Below are 16,558 nucleotides of genomic sequence, written 5' to 3'. Positions count from 1 at the left end.
GGCGACGGCCGAGGTGTAGCCGGCGTGAACCAGGATGTTAAGGCTTGCGCGCCACGCCACCGTATGCCCATATTGGCCCAGCGCTTGGGTGCGCAGCGGAGTGAACCCCGACCGCCAGTTGCCCCCGGTGCTGCTGGCCGAGGACGACGTGGTGACACGAAGGCGTGAGCATGCCCTCGCCCAGGTCTGGCCGACGCTGCTGGGAACGCTGCGTACGGTCGTCTCCGAGCCCGGTCACATACTCTTCGTTAGCGACGCGTCCGGAAATCTGATGTGGTCGGCGGGACAGCCAGGCACGCTGCGACAGGCCGAGCGGGTGCATCTGGTCCTGGGGGCGTCCTGGAACGAGGAGGCCGCGGGGACCAACGGCGTCGGGACCACCCTGGTGACGCAGCGGCCCTTCCAGGTATACGGCGCCGAGCACTACATGTCCGTGGCGACTTCCTTCACCTGCTCCGGCGCGGCGATCCGCGATCCACTGACCGGCGCTCTCCTGGGGGTCGTCGACCTGACCAACAGCGTGAAAGTCCCTCGCGAGCTGAGCCTCGCGGCCGTGACCGGCGCCGCCCGCCTGGCTGAATCGTGCCTGCGCGAGGCGGCCGACCGCGAGCATGCTCGGCAGCATGATCTCTACCTCGACCGCCTGACCCGTCGTATGGGCGTGCACAGCGCGATCGTCGCCCCGGACGGCCACGTCATCCATGCCGATCCACCCCGATGGCTGCCACAGCGCCTGCCCGGACCCCTCACAGAGGGGCTCACCCTGCTGCCCGATGGGCGACCGGTGATCGCCGAACGTCTGGCGCCCGGCGGTCCGTTCTTCGTCCTGGCGCAGTCCACCACGACCGAAGTTCAAGACGACCTGGTCTTCGGCGGACTGGGAGCCCGCCGTGCGTGGCTGCGGATCGACGGCATCAGCCAAGAGCTCAGCGGCCGCCATGGCGAATTGATGGCCGTCCTGCTGTCCACTCCCGGCGGTCTGACCGCTGAACAACTAGCCCACGAGATCTACGGCCCGGACGGGAAGGCGGTCACCATCCGCGCCGAACTGGCCCGGCTGCGCCGCCTGGTCGGCTATCGCCTCGCGTCTGAGCCGTACCGGCTGACCGGCCCGATCCAGGCTGACTTCATCGACTTTGACAATGACCTCGCTGCTACCGGGGTGAACGAACTACTTGATCGCTACCCAGGCCCACTGCTGCCCGCCTCCCGCGCTCCAGGAGTTGTGGCGCTGCGCCAACGGCTCCATCAACGGCTGCGCGACCGCGTGCTGAAAGACGCCAACGCCGACGCCATAACACGCTGGATGACCAGCCGGCACGGCCGAGACGACCAGGAAATCGCCCACGCACTGGACATACTGCGCCAGCCCCGGAGCACCAATGAACCCCGGCATCAGAGTGGCTCGAGTCCTTGATTCGGCTCCAGACACTGCTATGTCGATGGCGGTGTCCGCTCCAAAACAAAACGCTGACGGCGCCTCCCGCATCCTGATCAACGCTCCCCTGACATTGCCACCTCTCAAAAACATCAAAGCAATTCGCGCAGGGGCGTCGAGGTCGCCCTTGTCGAACCCTCTGGACCACTTCACCCACTGTCGCGCCGCCGACGCGGGCCGAGTTCAAGATCGAGCCGGAGCACGAAGTCGATAGCCGGGGCCACGAACAGCTGTTGAAGTCACCAGGTGCTGGTGGCGGCCCTTGGCTTGGAGTTCGGCGGCGGTGCGGCCGGAGGCTGCCAGGTGCTGCAGCGTCGAGTGGCGCAGTTGGTGGAGGGGCCAGCCGCGGCCATTCCTTCACTATGAACCGTCCGGACCTCAACAGAGTCGTCGAGGAGCAAGCGCGACGGCTCGAACATCCAGGCCTCTGCGGAGAAGTGGTGGGCCATCTCCGACACGATGCTGGACGCTTACGCCGACACACTGATGGCGGTCGCTGGCAACATGGTCGCCGGCATGTTTGCAAGCAAAGACCGCAACCGTGATCCCGCAGTCGTCGACAAGGTCGTCGTCGAGTTGGCCCCCGCCGCCGACTGGCAGTGGCTGGTCGGCCGGCCCAGCCCGATCACCTGGAGTCGATCGCAGGCCAACCCTGTGCGCAAGGGCGGAAGTGTGATCGTCGAGAGCCTCCGGACCGAGCGCCCCCACCACATCGACGCCCGCCACGGCTGGTCGCTGGACGTCACCACGGACGGGAGGTCGCCCGGGCCGAACCTCGCCGTCACTTCAATCAACCCCGGCACCATGACAGTTGCCCTCCTCTGATCACAGCCCGCAATGGCACGGGCCTTCTCCCGTAGCTGTCGGCTAAGATCGCTGCCGGTCGCCCGCCAGCACGGTCAAGGCGGGCACGGCCCCGATGGCCACTGGCGGGGTACCGCCAATGGGCTGTCCGCAGGCTCAACCCCGAACTCGTGCGCGCACGCTTTCGGCACCGCGATCGGTGGGGGATTTCAGCGAGGAGTCGAATGAGATGAGCGATCGGCCAGGGACCGAAAAGGCCAAGTCCAAGAGGTGGGTACGAATTTTCTTCGCGGCCGCTGGAGTGGCCCTCTTGGTCTGCGCGATATTCATGCTGGTCCTGGGCTCGCCGGCGGGCACCTACGTGCCGGTGCTCTTCTCCGCGTGCGTGACGTTCTATATGGCGCTCAGGTGGGACCGGCTCAGCGTCGGGGGATGGTGAACGGGCTGCTGTCCAATCGCTACTTCGGCCCTGGGGGCACGTTCGAGACAACACTGTCTTACCGACAGGCCGCCCACCCTGGGGACGCGTTCGGGAGAAGACCGCCGAAAAGAAAACAGGGCCCCTTCACGCACAGGTGAAGGGAGCCCGCCTTGTCACGCAGACCGTGTGTGTAACCGGCCAGCGCTAGTTGGTCGCCACGACCCCGCTCGCGGACGACGACTGCCCTGCGCTCTTCCCACTTGCGCTTCTCGTGGCGGGGCAGTTGCTGCACGTGGAGTTGCAGGTGACGCTGCTGTCGTAGATGCAGACGGTCATTATGACCTCCCAGATCTGTTTTCGAACCTCCGCCTAATGGGGGAGGCCCGACCTTATGGTCGGCGTGGGTAACTGTCCGCGTTCCAGTCCGTTTCGCAACCGTCCCCGATCCCCCGCCCCGACCGGCAACGGCCTGCAGCTGCTCGGCGTCCTTCTCTCGAACGTGGCCCACGCCGCCAACTGGACGAGCGGCGCAGGTCACGCGGTGTACGCGGCGCCGGTCCGTCGGGCGAATTCCGGTCCGGGCACGGCGGGATAAATCAGGCGGGAAGCGCGGCAACGCGGCCTGATAGCTGACGCGACAGGGTGAGGATGAAAAGCGCCGCTGCAGGTCGGCGGTCGGTCCGGGCTCCTGGGCGTGGCCCTGGGCGCGGTCGGCTTCGAGTAGTTGTCAACCAGCCGGCCACCCTCCGCTACCCGGGCGCTCGGGACACGTTCGGGAGGACGCCTGGATGGACGGCGTCCCCCACGGACCCCACCGAACACCGGGCCGCCGCAGCACTCAACGATTCTGCCGCAGCGTGAGGTTGAGACGGGGAGCGTCACAGACGATCCTTCCCGGCCGGGGCATCAGCCCCAGCCTTCCGGATCATCACCCCCACCAACACGATCTTCCGGACAGTCCCACGCCTCAAGCGTTTCCATGATCCTTCCTACGGAGTGGTGGGAAGCCGTCTATAGGCTTCGCGCCATGGTGCGGCGGCGGTTGGTGGTGGCGGGTTTCGTTGTGGCGATCCTGACCGGCCTGCTGTTCTGGCCGGTGGTTATGGGTTATACGCTCACCGCCGGCGAGAAGGCCGCGGCGGATGTCGCCGAATGCCACAGCGTGCGGACCGGGAAGACGACGAAGCTTGTCTGTACGGGCACGTGGCGCACCCAGGGCGGACACGCCGGCTCAGGCGAGATCTACGGTCTCGATCGCGACGACGCGGGACGCACCGGCGTGGCCGTGCGGATCGGGCCCATGGGCCCATACGCGGGCGGGTTTGCAAGGAACGGCATCTTGTTCATCGGCCTGATCCCGCTTGTTCTTGCGGCGGTGGTGCTGCCGGTGTTCGTCGTCGCTCTGGCCGGCCCCGGCAGGACCCTTGCCCGGCACCTGCTTGCCGAGCCCGGAGACGGGCTCGTCGTGCTCATCGGCCGGAAAGATGCGCGCCACCCGGACGGTCGGCCGTACGCCACCCGGGGTACCGCCAAGGCGCCACCTGGGTATAGCCGCCTCGAACTGCCCGGTCGGCACCGCAGGAACTACGAGCGCTCCACTTTGGAGGTGTTGGCGGGGATCTCTCGCGACGCCACGACGTTCTCTGCCCTGCATGGCTCCGGCGGTGAGCCCCTGATGATGATTGAGCGGCGCACGAGCAAGGACTACCAGCCGGAGTTCCTGATGCTCGATGCGACCGGTACCGCCAAGCTGATGGTGCGCCGTACGACCGTCCATCCCACCTTGCGCTACACGCTGCTGAGCCCTAACGGACAACAAGTCGGTTCGGCAAAGCCCGTGGGCAGCGGCGCCACGACCATGAAGGTCATGGACGTCCACGGCCGCGAGGTCGCGACGATGGCTCGGCTGGGACGCCGGTGGGTGCTGCGGGCCGTACCGTCCGCGCCGCCCCTACTGTGCGACGCAGCGATCATCCTCACGTTCTCCCTGATTGGCATGGACTGACGCGGCGAAGCTGGCGTCTGGCTTCCGTGAAAGCACACACTCTCGTTCTCCACAAACAGCACTCAGGGCCGGGGGCGGCGGGGCTGGCTCGGGCTGCCCGGTCATCCAGCGCAGCAGCCGGAACGCGCGCTCCTGTCGCTACTGGCCGAGGCTGCTGTATCTGTCAAGCCGCTGATTGGAGCTCTTCCGCGCGGGCGAGGTTGTCGGGGGGTCGGTTCTCCAGGAGCTTGAATACCTGGCGTGCGACAGTGCGTTTAGACAGCGGCGTGCTTCGCGTGGTGTCCTGCCCTCGCTGGGGCGTCGCTGGATGTAAGCCCTGGTCGTCGGGTCGACGTGGGTGCGAACCAGCACGATGGTGTGCAGTGCGCGGTTGAGATGTCGATCGCCGGAGCGGTTGAGCCGGTGGCGAGTGGTCAGACCGGATGATGCGGGGATCGGTGCGGTGCCGGCGAAGGCAGCAAACGCGGCCTCAGAGCGAAACCGGCCCGGGTGAGACCATCTCACCAGGACCTGCGCTGCGTTGATCGGGTCGACACCGACCAACTGCAGGAGTTCAGGCGCCATCGCTTCGACCAGGTCGGCGATCTCGGCCTCCAGGTCTACGGCCGCGGCGCGGAGCGCCTGGACGCGGATGGCCGTGCTGCGCGGAGCCTGGCCGGTCATGCGGTGTTCGATGGTCTGGGCAGGCTGGGCACGTAGCCGCGCAAGCCACCAGCCAAAGTCCGACACCAAGCTCTTCCCCCTCCTTCTGGCGAGGTGTTGCCCACGCTTGAAGTCGGAAAGCCACCGCTACAGGTAAACCTGAGCAACAGCGGAACTGGCGAATCGAGCATGGCGAGTGAAAAATTCACACTCAGGAAGATCGACAGGTTCAAGACCTACACCGACGGGTTCTCAGACGAAGCACATCGAGCCCAGAACGGGAGTTTGTTTGCCTCGTGCTCGATATCAAGAACGTGGGCACGGCCGAGGGCTACACCTACACCTCCGCCCACTGGGTAGGCGCAGACGGCAAGGTAGTGTCCAGCATTGACACCATCGGCGGAGTTTGCGAGGCCAAGGGGCTGCTTGGCGGCATTCTCGGCCAGGACAACCCCGAACCCGGGCAATACATATCAGGAACGATCAGCTACGACGTACCAACTGACCAGCCAGGCACGATCGCTGTCGAAGACCGAAACGGGATGCTGCTGTTCCTTATCAACTACGAACCGGAATCGGCTACGGTAAAGGTCACTCAGTAGCAGGATGAGGAGGGGAACACACATGGCTCAGAAGGTCATAGTTCAGATGACAGATGACCTCGACGGGGACGAGGCCAACGAGACGGTGTCGTTCGCCATCGACGGCAGGGCTTACGAGATCGACCTCAGCGAGAAGAACGCTGACAAGCTTCGAACCGCTCTTCACCCGTTCATGGACAAGGGGCGTCGACTCAAGGCGGTCAGGGGCGGCAAGGCTGCGGCTCGCAGCGCCAACAGCCGGGAGCGTAGCGCCGAGATTCGCGAGTGGGCGAAGTCCGCCGGCATCAAGGTGAACGAGCGCGGGCGCATCCCCGCCAACGTCATCGAGCAGTACGAAGCGGCTCACTAGCCGGACATGCGTAGAGGGACCCACCCATGCCGGTGGGTCCCTCTACGCATGTCCGCATGGAACCTGACTCGGCTCAGCTGGTGCGCACCTCGTCAGTTGATCCCTGACTCGGCTCACGATTCGGGGCCGGTTCCTGGCCATTCCAGTTTGGGAATCGTCCCCCCATGGGCGCCGAGCGGCCCGGTGCCATCGGATCCTCCCGGCTCCTTCCCGGCCATCCGGCAGGTGGGCTGGTCATCCCGGCAGGAGAACGTCTGTGTGCCAACCGCGTAGGTGTTCGTCCGCCGTCCGCCGTGTGTCGTCCGCCGTGCGTCTACCGCTCCCGGACTGCGTAGGTCAGGTGGGTCGCCCGCTGCGTCGGCTCCGCGCGGACCGGCTCCAGGGCCACGCGGCCCGGGTCCACGCCCTCGAACAGGCGGACTCCGGAGCCGAACAGTACGGGCGACAGCGCTATCGAGAACTCGTCGATCAGGCCGGCGTTCACATACTCCAGGATCGTCGTGCCGCCGCCCGCGATGCGGACGTCGCGGTCGCCGGCGGCCTCGCGGGCCTGGTCGAGCGCGGACTCGATGCCGTCGTTGACGAAGTGGAAGGTGGTCCCGCCCGGCCGCTCCCAGGGGTCGCGCTTCTCGTGCGTCACGACGAAGACCGGCGTGTGGAACGGCGCTTCCTCCGGCCACATCTGCTCGCCGGCGTCGAACATGCGCTTGCCCATCACGCTCGCGCCGGTGCGCTCGAACGTCTCCCGCGCGATGTCGTTGTCGCGCCCTTCCTCGCCGCCCTCGCCGAGCTTCAGGTTCTCCCGGAAGAACCGCTGCGGGAGGATCCACGCCTGCAGTTCCATCCACTGCTGCCCCATCAAGTCCCCGAGGGACTCGGGCGCGATGAACCCGTCCAGTGACATCGACACGCTGAAGAACACCTTGCCGGCCATCAGCCCTCCACTCCCTTCCGAACGATCTCGGTGACGTAGGCGGCCAGGTTGCTCAGGGTCTGCCGGCCGCCCTCGATCGCGTGGTACTTCTCGACCGCCTCTTCGCGCAGCTGCTTGGTGGGGAACACCGTGCGCATCTCGATCCGGGTCGCCGCCCCGTCGGGCGCGAACGTCAGGACCGACTCGAAGGCGTTCGGGTCGACGCGGGACTCACCGTGCAGCAGCGTGATCCGCTCCGGTGGGACGATCTCGGTCCAGGAGATCCACTCCTGGTAGTCCGTCCCGTCCGGTCCGTGCATCACGAAGTCCCACTCCCCGCCGACGCGGAACGCGAAGGCCCGCGTGGTGGTGGTGAACCCCTCCGGCCCCCACCACCGCGACAGGTGCCGCACCTCGGTGAACGCCTCGAACACCAACTCCCGCGGGGCGTCGATGACCCGGGAGATCACGATCTCACGGTCGGCCGTTGCGGACTGCGCCGGCGCTCCTCGTCCCATCGCGCTCATCAGCTACTCCTCCTGCCTTGCCTGCTTGAGGTCCTGCACGTATGCGTCCAGCCGGTCGAAGCTCTCGTTCCAGAACCGCTCGAACCCGCCGGCCCACTCGTGGACCGGCCGCAGCCCGCGGGCGTCAAGGCCGTACAGGCGCTGCTTGCCTGCCTTGCGGTCCCGCACCAGCCCGACCTCCCGGAGCACCCGCAGGTGTTTGGACGCCCCCGGCTGGGTCATCCCCAGCTCCCGGGCCAACTCGGTCACCGGCCGCTCACCCGCCCGCAGCAGCACCAGGATCTCCCGGCGCTGCGGCTCGGCGATCGCGTTGAAGACGTCCGACGTCGTCGCTGCTCGTGCCATGGTCGCCATCATATGCCCATATCGGCATATGTCAAGCGAGAGAGGAATCAGGCGGGTCTTGTCAGATGGCGATCGTGACCCTTGTCACCTGGCTCGGCTCAGGCTAGGGCGCACCTCCTCAGTTGATCTGGGCCAGCGCGTCGCGCAGGTCAGGCGCGAGTAGGCCCTCGCCGGTCAGGGGTGGGGACTCACTTATGCCGGTGGGTCCCTCTACGCATGTCCGCATTGGAACGCGACGTGGACGTGATGGGGCTGCCAACACGGAGCAGAAACCGGCGGCGGACGTGTCCAAGGTCGGGCAGGGCGCGGTCAGTTACGTGGTGAGACAGGGGACGGGGCGACCATTACGGGTCATCCGACATGACCGGTACGAACAAGCCGAACCCGACACCCGCCAGCGGTGCGCGGCACCTCTTGCCGCTTACCGTCTGGCTCTCAGACCAGATGATCAGCAGTGACGGGCTCGCAGAGCTCCTGCATCAGACCGGCGAACTCGCTCACGCGGTCGTCCACGCCCACCCTGACGACAAGGCGGATCTCTACGCGAAGCTGGGGCTGAAGATGACGTACTACCCCGGACACAACTAGTGGAAGCCAAGGTGAACCCGGCTTCCACATGTGCTGATGGCTTGTGTCCGAGGGGGGACTTGAACCCCCATGCCCCGTAAAGGGCACTAGCACCTCAAGCTAGCGCGTCTGCCTATTCCGCCACCCGGACCGGTCGCAGGCCGCAGCGGGGCTGCGGCGGGCTTCACCATACCAAAGGAGACGAGTCGCGGCGAAGTCGATCGGCGGGGCACCATGGGACGGTACGCGAGGACGCGAGGAGATCACTGTGGTTCAGCCGACCGCTGAGGACGAGGTCGTCCGGCTCTGCCAGGAACTGATCCGGATCGACACCAGCAACCCGGGCGATCATTCGGGGCCGGGGGAGCGGGCGGCGGCGGAGTACGTCGCGGAGAGGCTCGACGAGGTCGGGCTGGAGTCGCGGATCTTCGAGTCGCATCCGGGGCGGGCCAGCCTCGTGGCGCGCATCGAGGGGGAGGACCCGGGGCGGGACGCGCTGCTGCTGCACGGGCACCTCGACGTCGTGCCGGCGCGCAGGGAGGACTGGACGCGGGATCCGTTCGGCGGGGAGATCGCGGACGGGTGCGTCTGGGGCCGCGGGGCCGTGGACATGAAGGACATGGACGCGATGATCCTCGCCGTCGTCCGGCAGCGGCTCAGGGAGGGGCGCAAGCCTCCGCGGGACGTGGTGCTCGCCTTCCTGGCGGACGAGGAGGCCGGGGGCAAGTGGGGTGCGCAGTGGCTCGTCCGGGAGCACCCGGAGCTGTTCGAGGGGTGCACCGAGGCCGTGGGGGAGGTCGGCGGGTTCAGCCTGACGGTGCCCGGGGACCGGCGGATGTACCTCATCGAGACGGCGGAGAAGGGCATCGGATGGATGAACCTGACCGCCACCGGGACGGCCGGGCACGGGTCGATGGTGCATCCGGACAACGCGGTCACTGCCGTGGCGGCGGCGGTCGCGCGGCTGGGGTCGCACGAGTTCCCAGTGCGGCTGACGAAGTCGGTGCGGGCGTTCCTGGAGCGGGCGTGCATGGCCTACGGGGTGGAGTTCGATCCGGAACGTCCTGAAAAGTGCCTTGACGAGATCGGGCCGCTGGCGCGAATGATCGGGGCGACGCTCAGGAACACCCTCAACCCCACGCGGCTGGATGCCGGATATAAGACGAATGTCATTCCGCAAAGCGCTACGGCTCAGGTGGATGGACGGTTTTTGCCCGGATATGAGGAGGAGTTCTTCGCAGTAGTGGACGAACTTCTCGGGCCGGACGTCCAGCGTGATTTCGTCCACTATGACCATGCGGTCGAGACGGACTACGAGGGGGCGCTCGTCGCGGCGATGGAGGCGGCTCTGACCTCGGAGGACGCCGGAGCGCTGCCGGTGCCGTACTGCCTCAGCGGCGGGACGGACGCCAAGTCGTTCGCCCGGCTGGGCATGCGGTGCTTCGGTTTCGCGCCGCTGAAACTGCCCCCAGAGTTGGACTTTTCCGGAATGTTCCATGGGATCGACGAACGCGTTCCGGTGGACGGGCTGCGTTTCGGCGCCAGGGTCCTCGACAAATTCCTTGATCGCTCCTGAATTTGCCATCACCAATGCGTTCCGTGGTGCTATCGTCACCATTCGTTGAGGGCGGGTTTGTCGCAACGGAAGGTGTCCGGTGGCAGGTGACGCGGCGCGGATTCGGACGGTTCCCGTCCGGCTGAGTCGCGTCGCCGTCCGGCGGCTGCTCGTCCTCGGCGGGCTGCTGGTGGCGGGCTGGCTGCTCGGGTGCGCCGGGCATTCGGCGCACGCCGACGAGGTGCCGCCCGTGCCGCGGCCGGCGGGTGTCGTCGCGAAGACGCCCCTGCTGAAGGCCGCGGTCACCACCGTCCACGAACGCGAACCGGTGCGCCGGGTCGTGCGTGCGGTGGCGCAGAAGGCGAAACCCGGCCCGCATGTGCGGGACGCGTCGCCGCCGAAGCCGGCGGTGCCGCCCGCACAGGTGGCGGGGCATGAGGTCGCGCCGCCCTCGCCGAGGGGCATCCCGGCGGCGAAGATCCACCGGCGGCCGGTGCGACCCGTCGTTTCCGCCGTTTCCCGAGCGCGCACGAGCATCGGGCATGGGGCGCGCCATGCCGTCCGGCACCACCGGGCGCCGCTGCCGGCGCCCGAGCGGCCCGGCACGCATTCGGCGGCCGGCGCCGTCGTCGTCCCCGGCGCGACCGCGGGCATCCCGGTCACCGGAACGTGGGCTCCCGCCCCGCCTCGTGCGGCGCGACCGCGCGTCTCCGGCGCGCTGCCCCCGGCCGTCCGCACCGCCGCGGACGAGCCGTCCTTCGCGCCCGACTAATCCCCGATCACAGGCTCCGGACGGGCGCCCGTGCGGCTCGGGCGCGCCGATCCGGTCATTCGCCGTGCCCTTCCGCGCGGCATTTCCCGAGACACGTGTGTCTCTCACCATCTCCCCGAACGGAGCATCATGCGAACGTGGGCAAAAGGCACATCCCGTGCCGCGCTGCTCACCGCGGGCTTTGTCGCTCTCGGTGTCAGCGCCATCCCCGGTACCGCCCTCGCCGACATCACGAACGGCAACGGCGGCGTCCTGAGCGGCAACCAGGTGGACGTGCCGATCTCCGCGCCCGTCGACGTCAGCGGCAACGGCGTCACCCTGCTCGGCAACGGCTACGCCACCTCGCACGGCGGCGTCAAGATCCACAAGCGCGACGGCGGCCGGCGGACGTCCGGCGCGCACGGCATCGCGTCCGGAAACCAGGTCAACGCCCCCATCTCGGTCCCGGTGAACGTCTGCGGCAACGCCGCCGCCGTCCTCGGCGAGGCGGACGCGGGCTGCAAGGGCGGCGCGACGGTCAATGACGGCGGCACGCGCGGTCAGCGCACGAACGGGACGAACGGTGTCCTCGCCGGAAACCAGGTGAACGCGCCCATCTCCATCCCCGTCAACGTGTGCGGCAACGCGGTCGCGGCCGTCGGCGACGCGGTCGCGGGCTGCGAGGGCGGGTCGCTCGTGAAGAACGGCGGAAACACCGGTTCCGGGCAGAAGACGTCCGGCATCTTCGGCGTAGGCGCCGGCAACCAGGCCAACATCCCGATCAGCGTGCCCGTCGACGTCTGCGGCAACGCCGTGGGGCAGGCGGCGGCGTCCTGCGAGGGCGGCGCGTCCGTCCGCAACGGCGGCCATCGGACGGGACGGCAGACCACCAACGGCGCCTTCGGCGTGCTCTCCGGAAACCAGGGCAACGCCCCGGTCAGCGTCCCGCTGACCGCCTGCGGCAACGCCGCGGCACTGGTCGGACGGGCCGGCGCGTTCTGTGAGGGCGGTGCGCACGCGCGCAGCGGCTCCGGCGGCGACCAGCACACGTCCGGCGTGGGCGGAGTCCTCTCCGGAAACCAGGGCAACGCTCCGATCTCCCTCCCCGCCGAGGTCTGCGGCAACGCCGCTGCCGTCGTCGGCCTGGCCGCCGCGAGCTGCAACGGCCAGACCCTGGTCGAGGGGCCCCACGGGTCCGGCGCCCAGACGTCCGGTGACCACGGCGTCGGCACGGGCAATCAGGGGAACGCGCCGGTCGAGAACCCCGCCGAGGCGTGCGGTAACGCGGCCGCCGTCCTCGGCCTCGCCTCGGGCCTGTGCGAGGAGGGCCCTGGCCACGGCGGCTACCACCCCTACTCCCGCACGACCGGCGCGGCCATCCCGTCGCGGCCCGCGACCACGCCCGGCGTGAACGGGCTGGCCAAGCTCGTCGCGTTGCCGAAGGCGAGCGGCCTGCCGAAGGCGAGCGGCCTGCCGAAGGCGAACGGTCTGCCGAAGGTCAAGGGTCTGCCGGCGGTCGGTTCCGCGGCACGGCCTGGTGGGCTGCCCAACGCGAACGGCCGCCGTGCGACGGGTGGTGTTCTGCCGCGACTGGACGGGGTGACCAATGTCGGGTCCACCGGGAAGCAGCTGGTCAAGGGCAAGGGGCCGGCGCTCGGCGACGGCGGTGCGCCGATTCCGGTGTCGCTGCTCGACACGCAGGCCCTGCCGGGTGGCGCCGGCCTGCCCAAGATCAACGGTCGGCGCGCGGCGCACGGTGTGCCCGTGGCCGGGAGCCTGCCCCGGGTGGACGGGCCGGCGAAGCTGATCGCGCTGCCCAAGGTCCACGGGCTGCCGTCGGCCGACGGCCTGACCAAGGTGCCGGGCGCCCGCCTGCCGGTGGGGAAGGCGGGGAGCGCGCTTCCGTCCGCCGGGACGCTGCGGAAGGCGGGTGCGAAGCCCGCACTGGTCTCCGCCGTCCCCGGTGTGCCGCGCGGGCGGGCGCTGCCCGCCACGCCGGTCGTGCCGGTCGCGGGCCACCGGCTGCCCAAGGTGGCTGGGCCGGCGGTCGGCCACGTTCCCGCGACGGACGGGATCGGGCAGGTCAGGAAGGTCGCGGCCGAGCAGAAGATCACGTCCGGGGCGCAGGCCGGCTCGCTGCGGGCGCCACTGGTGGCCGGGGTGCTGGCCGCGGTGGCCGGCGCGCTGGCGCTGACCCGCCGCGTCGGGACGGCCCGCCGCTAGCCCCGCGGAAGAGGCCGGCGTGGCGGTGCGGCCACGGTGCGGCGAGCCGCGGAAGATCTTCGCCCGTCCCGGAAGGCGCGGTCCGGGGCGGGCGAAGCCATGCCGGAAGGCCGATCCCGGCCGGATCGGTAACGATACGTCAGGGGGTCCGTACGTGGTGCTACGCTCCGGACGGACCGCAGGGAACGGTCAGAACGTGCGGACCGCACGGATGACCTTGCGGCGGAGTTGAATACGACGGCGTCCGTCCGGGTACAGGCGCAACCGATCGATCTCCCAGCCGCCGCGTTCCGCGTGCTCGGTGAGGATCTGCCGGGCGGTATCACGCGTGGTGCCGCGGGGCAGTGACAGGACGAGGTAGGTGTACTCCGCCATTGCGACCATTATTACTTGGTCTAACGGCCGTCCGGCACCGTACCGTGGCCTCCCGGTCCACGCGGAGTCCGGCGGCATGTCATCCTGTCGGAGGCGTGCGGCGGTGAGAATCCCGTCCCTCGCAAGGGGCGGCACGATGATCGTGGGACGGCGGCGGGAGCGCCCGGGCATGAACGCGCCGTCATGCGGCGTTGTAGGAAGCCGGTAAGAAAGAGCCTGTGTAAGAAGAATCGAGACTGCGAGGTTGGAGCGACTGTGCCAGCCAAGAACGGCACCGCGAACAGTGGCCGGGGCAACGGCGCGGCGACGCGCCTGGTGATCGTCGAGTCGCCCGCGAAGGCGAAGACGATCGCCGGGTACCTGGGCCGCGGCTACATCGTGGAGTCCAGTATCGGCCATATCCGGGATCTCCCGGGGAGCGCCTCGGAGGTGCCGGCCAAGTACAAGGGCGAGCCGTGGGCGAAGCTCGGCGTGAACGTCGAGCAGGACTTCGAACCGCTCTACGTGGTCAACACCGACAAGCGGCAGCAGGTCCAGAAGCTCAAGAAGCTGCTGGCCGAGGCGGACGAGCTGTTCCTCGCGACGGACGAGGACCGGGAGGGCGAGGCGATCGCCTGGCACCTTCAGGACGTCCTGAAGCCGAAGGTCCCCGTGCACCGGATGGTCTTCAACGAGATCACCAAGGACGCGATCCAGCGCGCCGCCGCGAACCCGCGCCAGCTGAACATGCGCCTGGTGGACGCGCAGGAGACGCGCCGCATCCTGGACCGGCTCTACGGGTACGAGGTCAGCCCCGTCCTGTGGAAGAAGGTCATGCCGAAGCTGTCGGCGGGCCGCGTGCAGTCCGTGGCGACGCGGCTGGTGGTCGAGCGGGAGCGGGAGCGGATCGCGTTCGTCCCCGCCCACTACTGGGACATCGCGGCACAGTTCGACACGCACAAGGATGAAGAGCCCACGGTGTTCAAGGCCGGGCTCATCTCCGTGGACGACAAGCGCGTCGCGCAGGGCCGTGACTTCGCGGCCGACGGCACGCTGAAGACGCGGGACGTGCTGCACCTGGACGAGCCGGCGGCGCGTGCGCTGGCGGAGCGGCTCCGCGGCCGCCCGTACGAGGTCAAGTCGGTCGAGCGCAAGCCGTACACGCGCAAGCCGTACCCCCCGTTCCGGACGACGACGCTTCAGCAGGAGGCCAGCCGCAAGCTGAGCTTCTCCGCGAAGTACACGATGTCGGTCGCGCAGAAGCTGTACGAGAACGGCTTCATCACCTACATGCGAACCGACTCGATCACGCTGTCGGAGACGGCGATCACGGCCGCGCGGCGGCAGGCGGCGTCGCTGTTCGGCGGCGAGTACGTCCCGGACAAGCCGCGCGTCTACGCGTCGAAGGTGAAGAACGCGCAGGAGGCGCACGAGGCGATCCGCCCGGCGGGCGAGACGTTCCGGACGCCGGCGGAGACGGGCCTGTCCGGCGACCAGTTCCGCCTCTACGAGCTGATCTGGAAGCGGACGATCGCGTCCCAGATGAAGGACGCCGCGGGCCAGTCGGTGTCCATCCGGGTCACGGGGGTCTCGACCCGGAACGAGCGGGCCGAGTTCGGCGCGACCGGTAAGACGATCACCTTCCACGGCTTCCTCAAGGCGTACGTGGAGAGCGCGGACGACCCGTCGACAGACCGCGACGACCAGGAGCGGCGGCTGCCGAACCTGGCGGAGGGCGACCCGCTGACCGCGAACGCGGTGGACGCGGAGGGCCACTCGACCCGTCCGCCCGCCCGCTACACCGAGGCCAGCCTGGTCAAGGAGCTGGAAGAGCGGGAGATCGGCCGCCCTTCCACCTACGCCTCGATCATCGGGACGATCCTGGCCCGCGAGTACGTGTTCAAGAAGGGCACGGCGCTCGTCCCGTCGTTCCTGGCGTTCGCCGTGGTCAACCTGCTGGAGCAGCACTTCGGCAACCTGGTCGACTACGACTTCACCGCCCACATGGAGGACGGTCTCGACGAGATCGCGCGCGGCGAGGCCGAGCGCGTCCGCTGGCTGACCCGGTTCTACTTCGGCGACAGCGGTGAGGAGGGCCTCAAGGAGCTGGTCGGCGACATCGGCGACATCGACGCCAAGGGGATCAGCTCGTTCCCGATCAAGGACACCGACATCGTGGTCCGGGTCGGCCGGTACGGGTCCTACCTCGACCGCGACGGCGAGCGGGTCAACATCCCCGACGACCTTGTGCCGGACGAGCTGACCGCCGAGAAGGCCGAGGAGCTGATGGCGCAGCCGTCCGGCGACCGGGAGCTCGGCACCGACCCGGAGACGGGCCGCACGATCGTCGCCAAGTCGGGGCGGTTCGGCCCCTATGTCACCGAGATCCTGCCCGAGCCCGCGCCGCCCGCCGACGGGAAGAAGCGGACGAAGAAGGCCGACACCCCCAAGCCGCGCACCGGTTCCCTCTTCAAGTCGATGTCGCTCGACTCGATCACGCTCGACGACGCGCTGAAGCTGCTGGCTCTGCCGCGCACGCTCGGCGAGCTGGACGGCGAGCCGGTGACCGCGCAGAACGGCCGTTTCGGTCCCTACATCAAGCGGGGCACCGACAGCCGCTCGCTCGGCTCGGAGGAGGAGCTGTTCACCGTCACGCTGGAGCAGGCGAAGGAGCTGCTGGCCCAGCCCAAGCAGCGCGGCCGCCGGGCCGCGGCTGCCGCTCCGCTGCGTGAGCTGGGCAAAGACCCGGCGAGCGGGGAGCCGGTCGTGGTGAAGGAGGGGCGTTTCGGTCCCTACGTGACCGACGGTGAGACGAACGCGTCCCTGCGCAAGGGCGACGAGGTCGAGTCGATCACGATCCAGCGCGCCGCCGAGCTGCTCGCGGAGCGCCGGGAGAAGGTGGCCGCGGGCGGCGGGAAGAAGAAGACGGCAACCCGGCGCCGAACCTCCGCAAAGTCCGGCTCCTAGGGACATCTACGCCGATACCCTGACCGACATGACCAGAACGGGCGCACCTCGGCCGCACCCCGCAGCCTCACCGCCGCCGGGCGTTTCGTCGCTTA

At 68.7% G+C, this 16,558-nt stretch carries 16 protein-coding genes and 1 tRNA gene; 11 read left to right on the top strand and 6 right to left on the bottom strand.

Annotated features, from left to right (window positions below):
* The first annotated feature begins 100 nt into the window (after nt 1–100).
* The 4 genes from ACQPXG_RS43615 to ACQPXG_RS43600 all read left to right on the top strand — a co-directional run bounded on the left by ACQPXG_RS43615 (nt 101) and on the right by ACQPXG_RS43600 (nt 4,668).
* Nucleotides 101–1,417 carry a hypothetical protein gene (locus ACQPXG_RS43615; protein WP_433465000.1) on the top strand — a complete coding sequence of 439 codons (1,317 nt, stop codon included), beginning with the start codon at nt 101–103 and terminating at the stop codon, nt 1,415–1,417.
* Between the two features lie 480 nt (nt 1,418–1,897).
* Complete coding sequence (locus tag ACQPXG_RS43610) at nt 1,898–2,263, top strand: hypothetical protein (RefSeq protein WP_433464999.1); 366 nt, start codon at nt 1,898–1,900, stop codon at nt 2,261–2,263.
* Between the two features lie 208 nt (nt 2,264–2,471).
* Nucleotides 2,472–2,681, top strand: a complete 210-nt coding sequence (locus tag ACQPXG_RS43605; RefSeq protein ID WP_433464998.1) for a hypothetical protein — start codon at nt 2,472–2,474, stop codon at nt 2,679–2,681.
* A gap of 1,009 nt (nt 2,682–3,690) precedes the next feature.
* The gene (locus tag ACQPXG_RS43600; protein ID WP_433464997.1) at nt 3,691–4,668 is read left to right on the top strand and encodes a hypothetical protein; all 978 of its coding nucleotides are present in this window, start codon (nt 3,691–3,693) and stop codon (nt 4,666–4,668) included.
* A gap of 138 nt (nt 4,669–4,806) precedes the next feature.
* Here the strand turns inward: ACQPXG_RS43600 and ACQPXG_RS43595 are convergent, their stop codons facing one another.
* Nucleotides 4,807–5,397: a transposase gene (locus ACQPXG_RS43595; protein WP_433470162.1), complete on the bottom strand. Its 591-nt coding sequence runs from the start codon at nt 5,395–5,397 to the stop codon at nt 4,807–4,809.
* Between the two features lie 209 nt (nt 5,398–5,606).
* Between ACQPXG_RS43595 and ACQPXG_RS43590 the strand changes: the two genes are divergently transcribed.
* Both ACQPXG_RS43590 and ACQPXG_RS43585 read left to right on the top strand, forming a co-directional pair.
* Nucleotides 5,607–5,912, top strand: a complete 306-nt coding sequence (locus tag ACQPXG_RS43590; RefSeq protein WP_433464996.1) for a hypothetical protein — start codon at nt 5,607–5,609, stop codon at nt 5,910–5,912.
* Nucleotides 5,913–5,934: 22 nt separating this feature from the next.
* Entirely contained in the window at nt 5,935–6,261 is a 327-nt protein-coding gene (locus ACQPXG_RS43585; RefSeq protein ID WP_433464995.1) for a histone-like nucleoid-structuring protein Lsr2, read from the top strand.
* 313 nt (nt 6,262–6,574) lie between these two features.
* On the opposite strand, the gene ACQPXG_RS43580 is transcribed toward ACQPXG_RS43585, so the two are convergent.
* From ACQPXG_RS43580 to ACQPXG_RS43570, 3 genes are read right to left on the bottom strand one after another with little or no spacing between them, the layout of a single operon-like run.
* Nucleotides 6,575–7,195, bottom strand: a complete 621-nt coding sequence (locus ACQPXG_RS43580; protein ID WP_433464994.1) for a dihydrofolate reductase family protein — start codon at nt 7,193–7,195, stop codon at nt 6,575–6,577.
* Nucleotides 7,195–7,701 (bottom strand): SRPBCC family protein, encoded by a 507-nt coding sequence (locus tag ACQPXG_RS43575; RefSeq protein ID WP_433464993.1) that lies wholly within the window; start codon nt 7,699–7,701, stop codon nt 7,195–7,197. The genes ACQPXG_RS43580 and ACQPXG_RS43575 overlap by 1 nt, the downstream gene beginning before the upstream one ends.
* A gap of 3 nt (nt 7,702–7,704) precedes the next feature.
* Entirely contained in the window at nt 7,705–8,046 is a 342-nt protein-coding gene (locus tag ACQPXG_RS43570; protein ID WP_433464992.1) for an ArsR/SmtB family transcription factor, read from the bottom strand.
* A gap of 360 nt (nt 8,047–8,406) precedes the next feature.
* Between ACQPXG_RS43570 and ACQPXG_RS43565 the strand changes: the two genes are divergently transcribed.
* A complete protein-coding gene (locus ACQPXG_RS43565; RefSeq protein ID WP_433464991.1) occupies nt 8,407–8,634 on the top strand; it encodes a hypothetical protein in 228 nt (75 codons plus the stop codon).
* A 44-nt stretch (nt 8,635–8,678) separates the two neighbouring features.
* Here the strand turns inward: ACQPXG_RS43565 and ACQPXG_RS43560 are convergent.
* Nucleotides 8,679–8,764: transfer RNA gene (locus ACQPXG_RS43560), tRNA-Leu, on the bottom strand.
* A gap of 117 nt (nt 8,765–8,881) precedes the next feature.
* Between ACQPXG_RS43560 and ACQPXG_RS43555 the strand changes: the two genes are divergently transcribed.
* The 3 genes from ACQPXG_RS43555 to ACQPXG_RS43545 all read left to right on the top strand — a co-directional run bounded on the left by ACQPXG_RS43555 (nt 8,882) and on the right by ACQPXG_RS43545 (nt 13,142).
* A complete protein-coding gene (locus ACQPXG_RS43555) occupies nt 8,882–10,189 on the top strand; it encodes a M20/M25/M40 family metallo-hydrolase (protein WP_433464990.1) in 1,308 nt (435 codons plus the stop codon).
* A gap of 79 nt (nt 10,190–10,268) precedes the next feature.
* Entirely contained in the window at nt 10,269–10,940 is a 672-nt protein-coding gene (locus ACQPXG_RS43550) for a hypothetical protein (protein ID WP_433464989.1), read from the top strand.
* Between the two features lie 129 nt (nt 10,941–11,069).
* Entirely contained in the window at nt 11,070–13,142 is a 2,073-nt protein-coding gene (locus ACQPXG_RS43545; RefSeq protein ID WP_433464988.1) for a chaplin family protein, read from the top strand.
* 189 nt (nt 13,143–13,331) lie between these two features.
* Here ACQPXG_RS43545 and ACQPXG_RS43540 read toward each other — a convergent pair whose 3' ends face one another.
* Nucleotides 13,332–13,517, bottom strand: coding sequence for a DUF5703 family protein (locus tag ACQPXG_RS43540; RefSeq protein WP_021596264.1), 186 nt, complete (start codon nt 13,515–13,517; stop codon nt 13,332–13,334).
* A gap of 255 nt (nt 13,518–13,772) precedes the next feature.
* On the opposite strand from ACQPXG_RS43540, the gene topA reads away from it, so the two are divergent.
* Nucleotides 13,773–16,463, top strand: a complete 2,691-nt coding sequence (topA, locus tag ACQPXG_RS43535) for a type I DNA topoisomerase (protein ID WP_433464987.1) — start codon at nt 13,773–13,775, stop codon at nt 16,461–16,463.
* Nucleotides 16,464–16,558 lie beyond the last annotated feature (95 nt).

The sequence above is a fragment of the Spirillospora sp. CA-128828 genome, from assembly GCF_050945415.1.
Taxonomy (GTDB): domain Bacteria; phylum Actinomycetota; class Actinomycetes; order Streptosporangiales; family Streptosporangiaceae; genus Spirillospora.
Note: the sequence above shows the minus strand (reverse complement) of the source record. Positions and strands in the feature narration are given on the sequence as shown.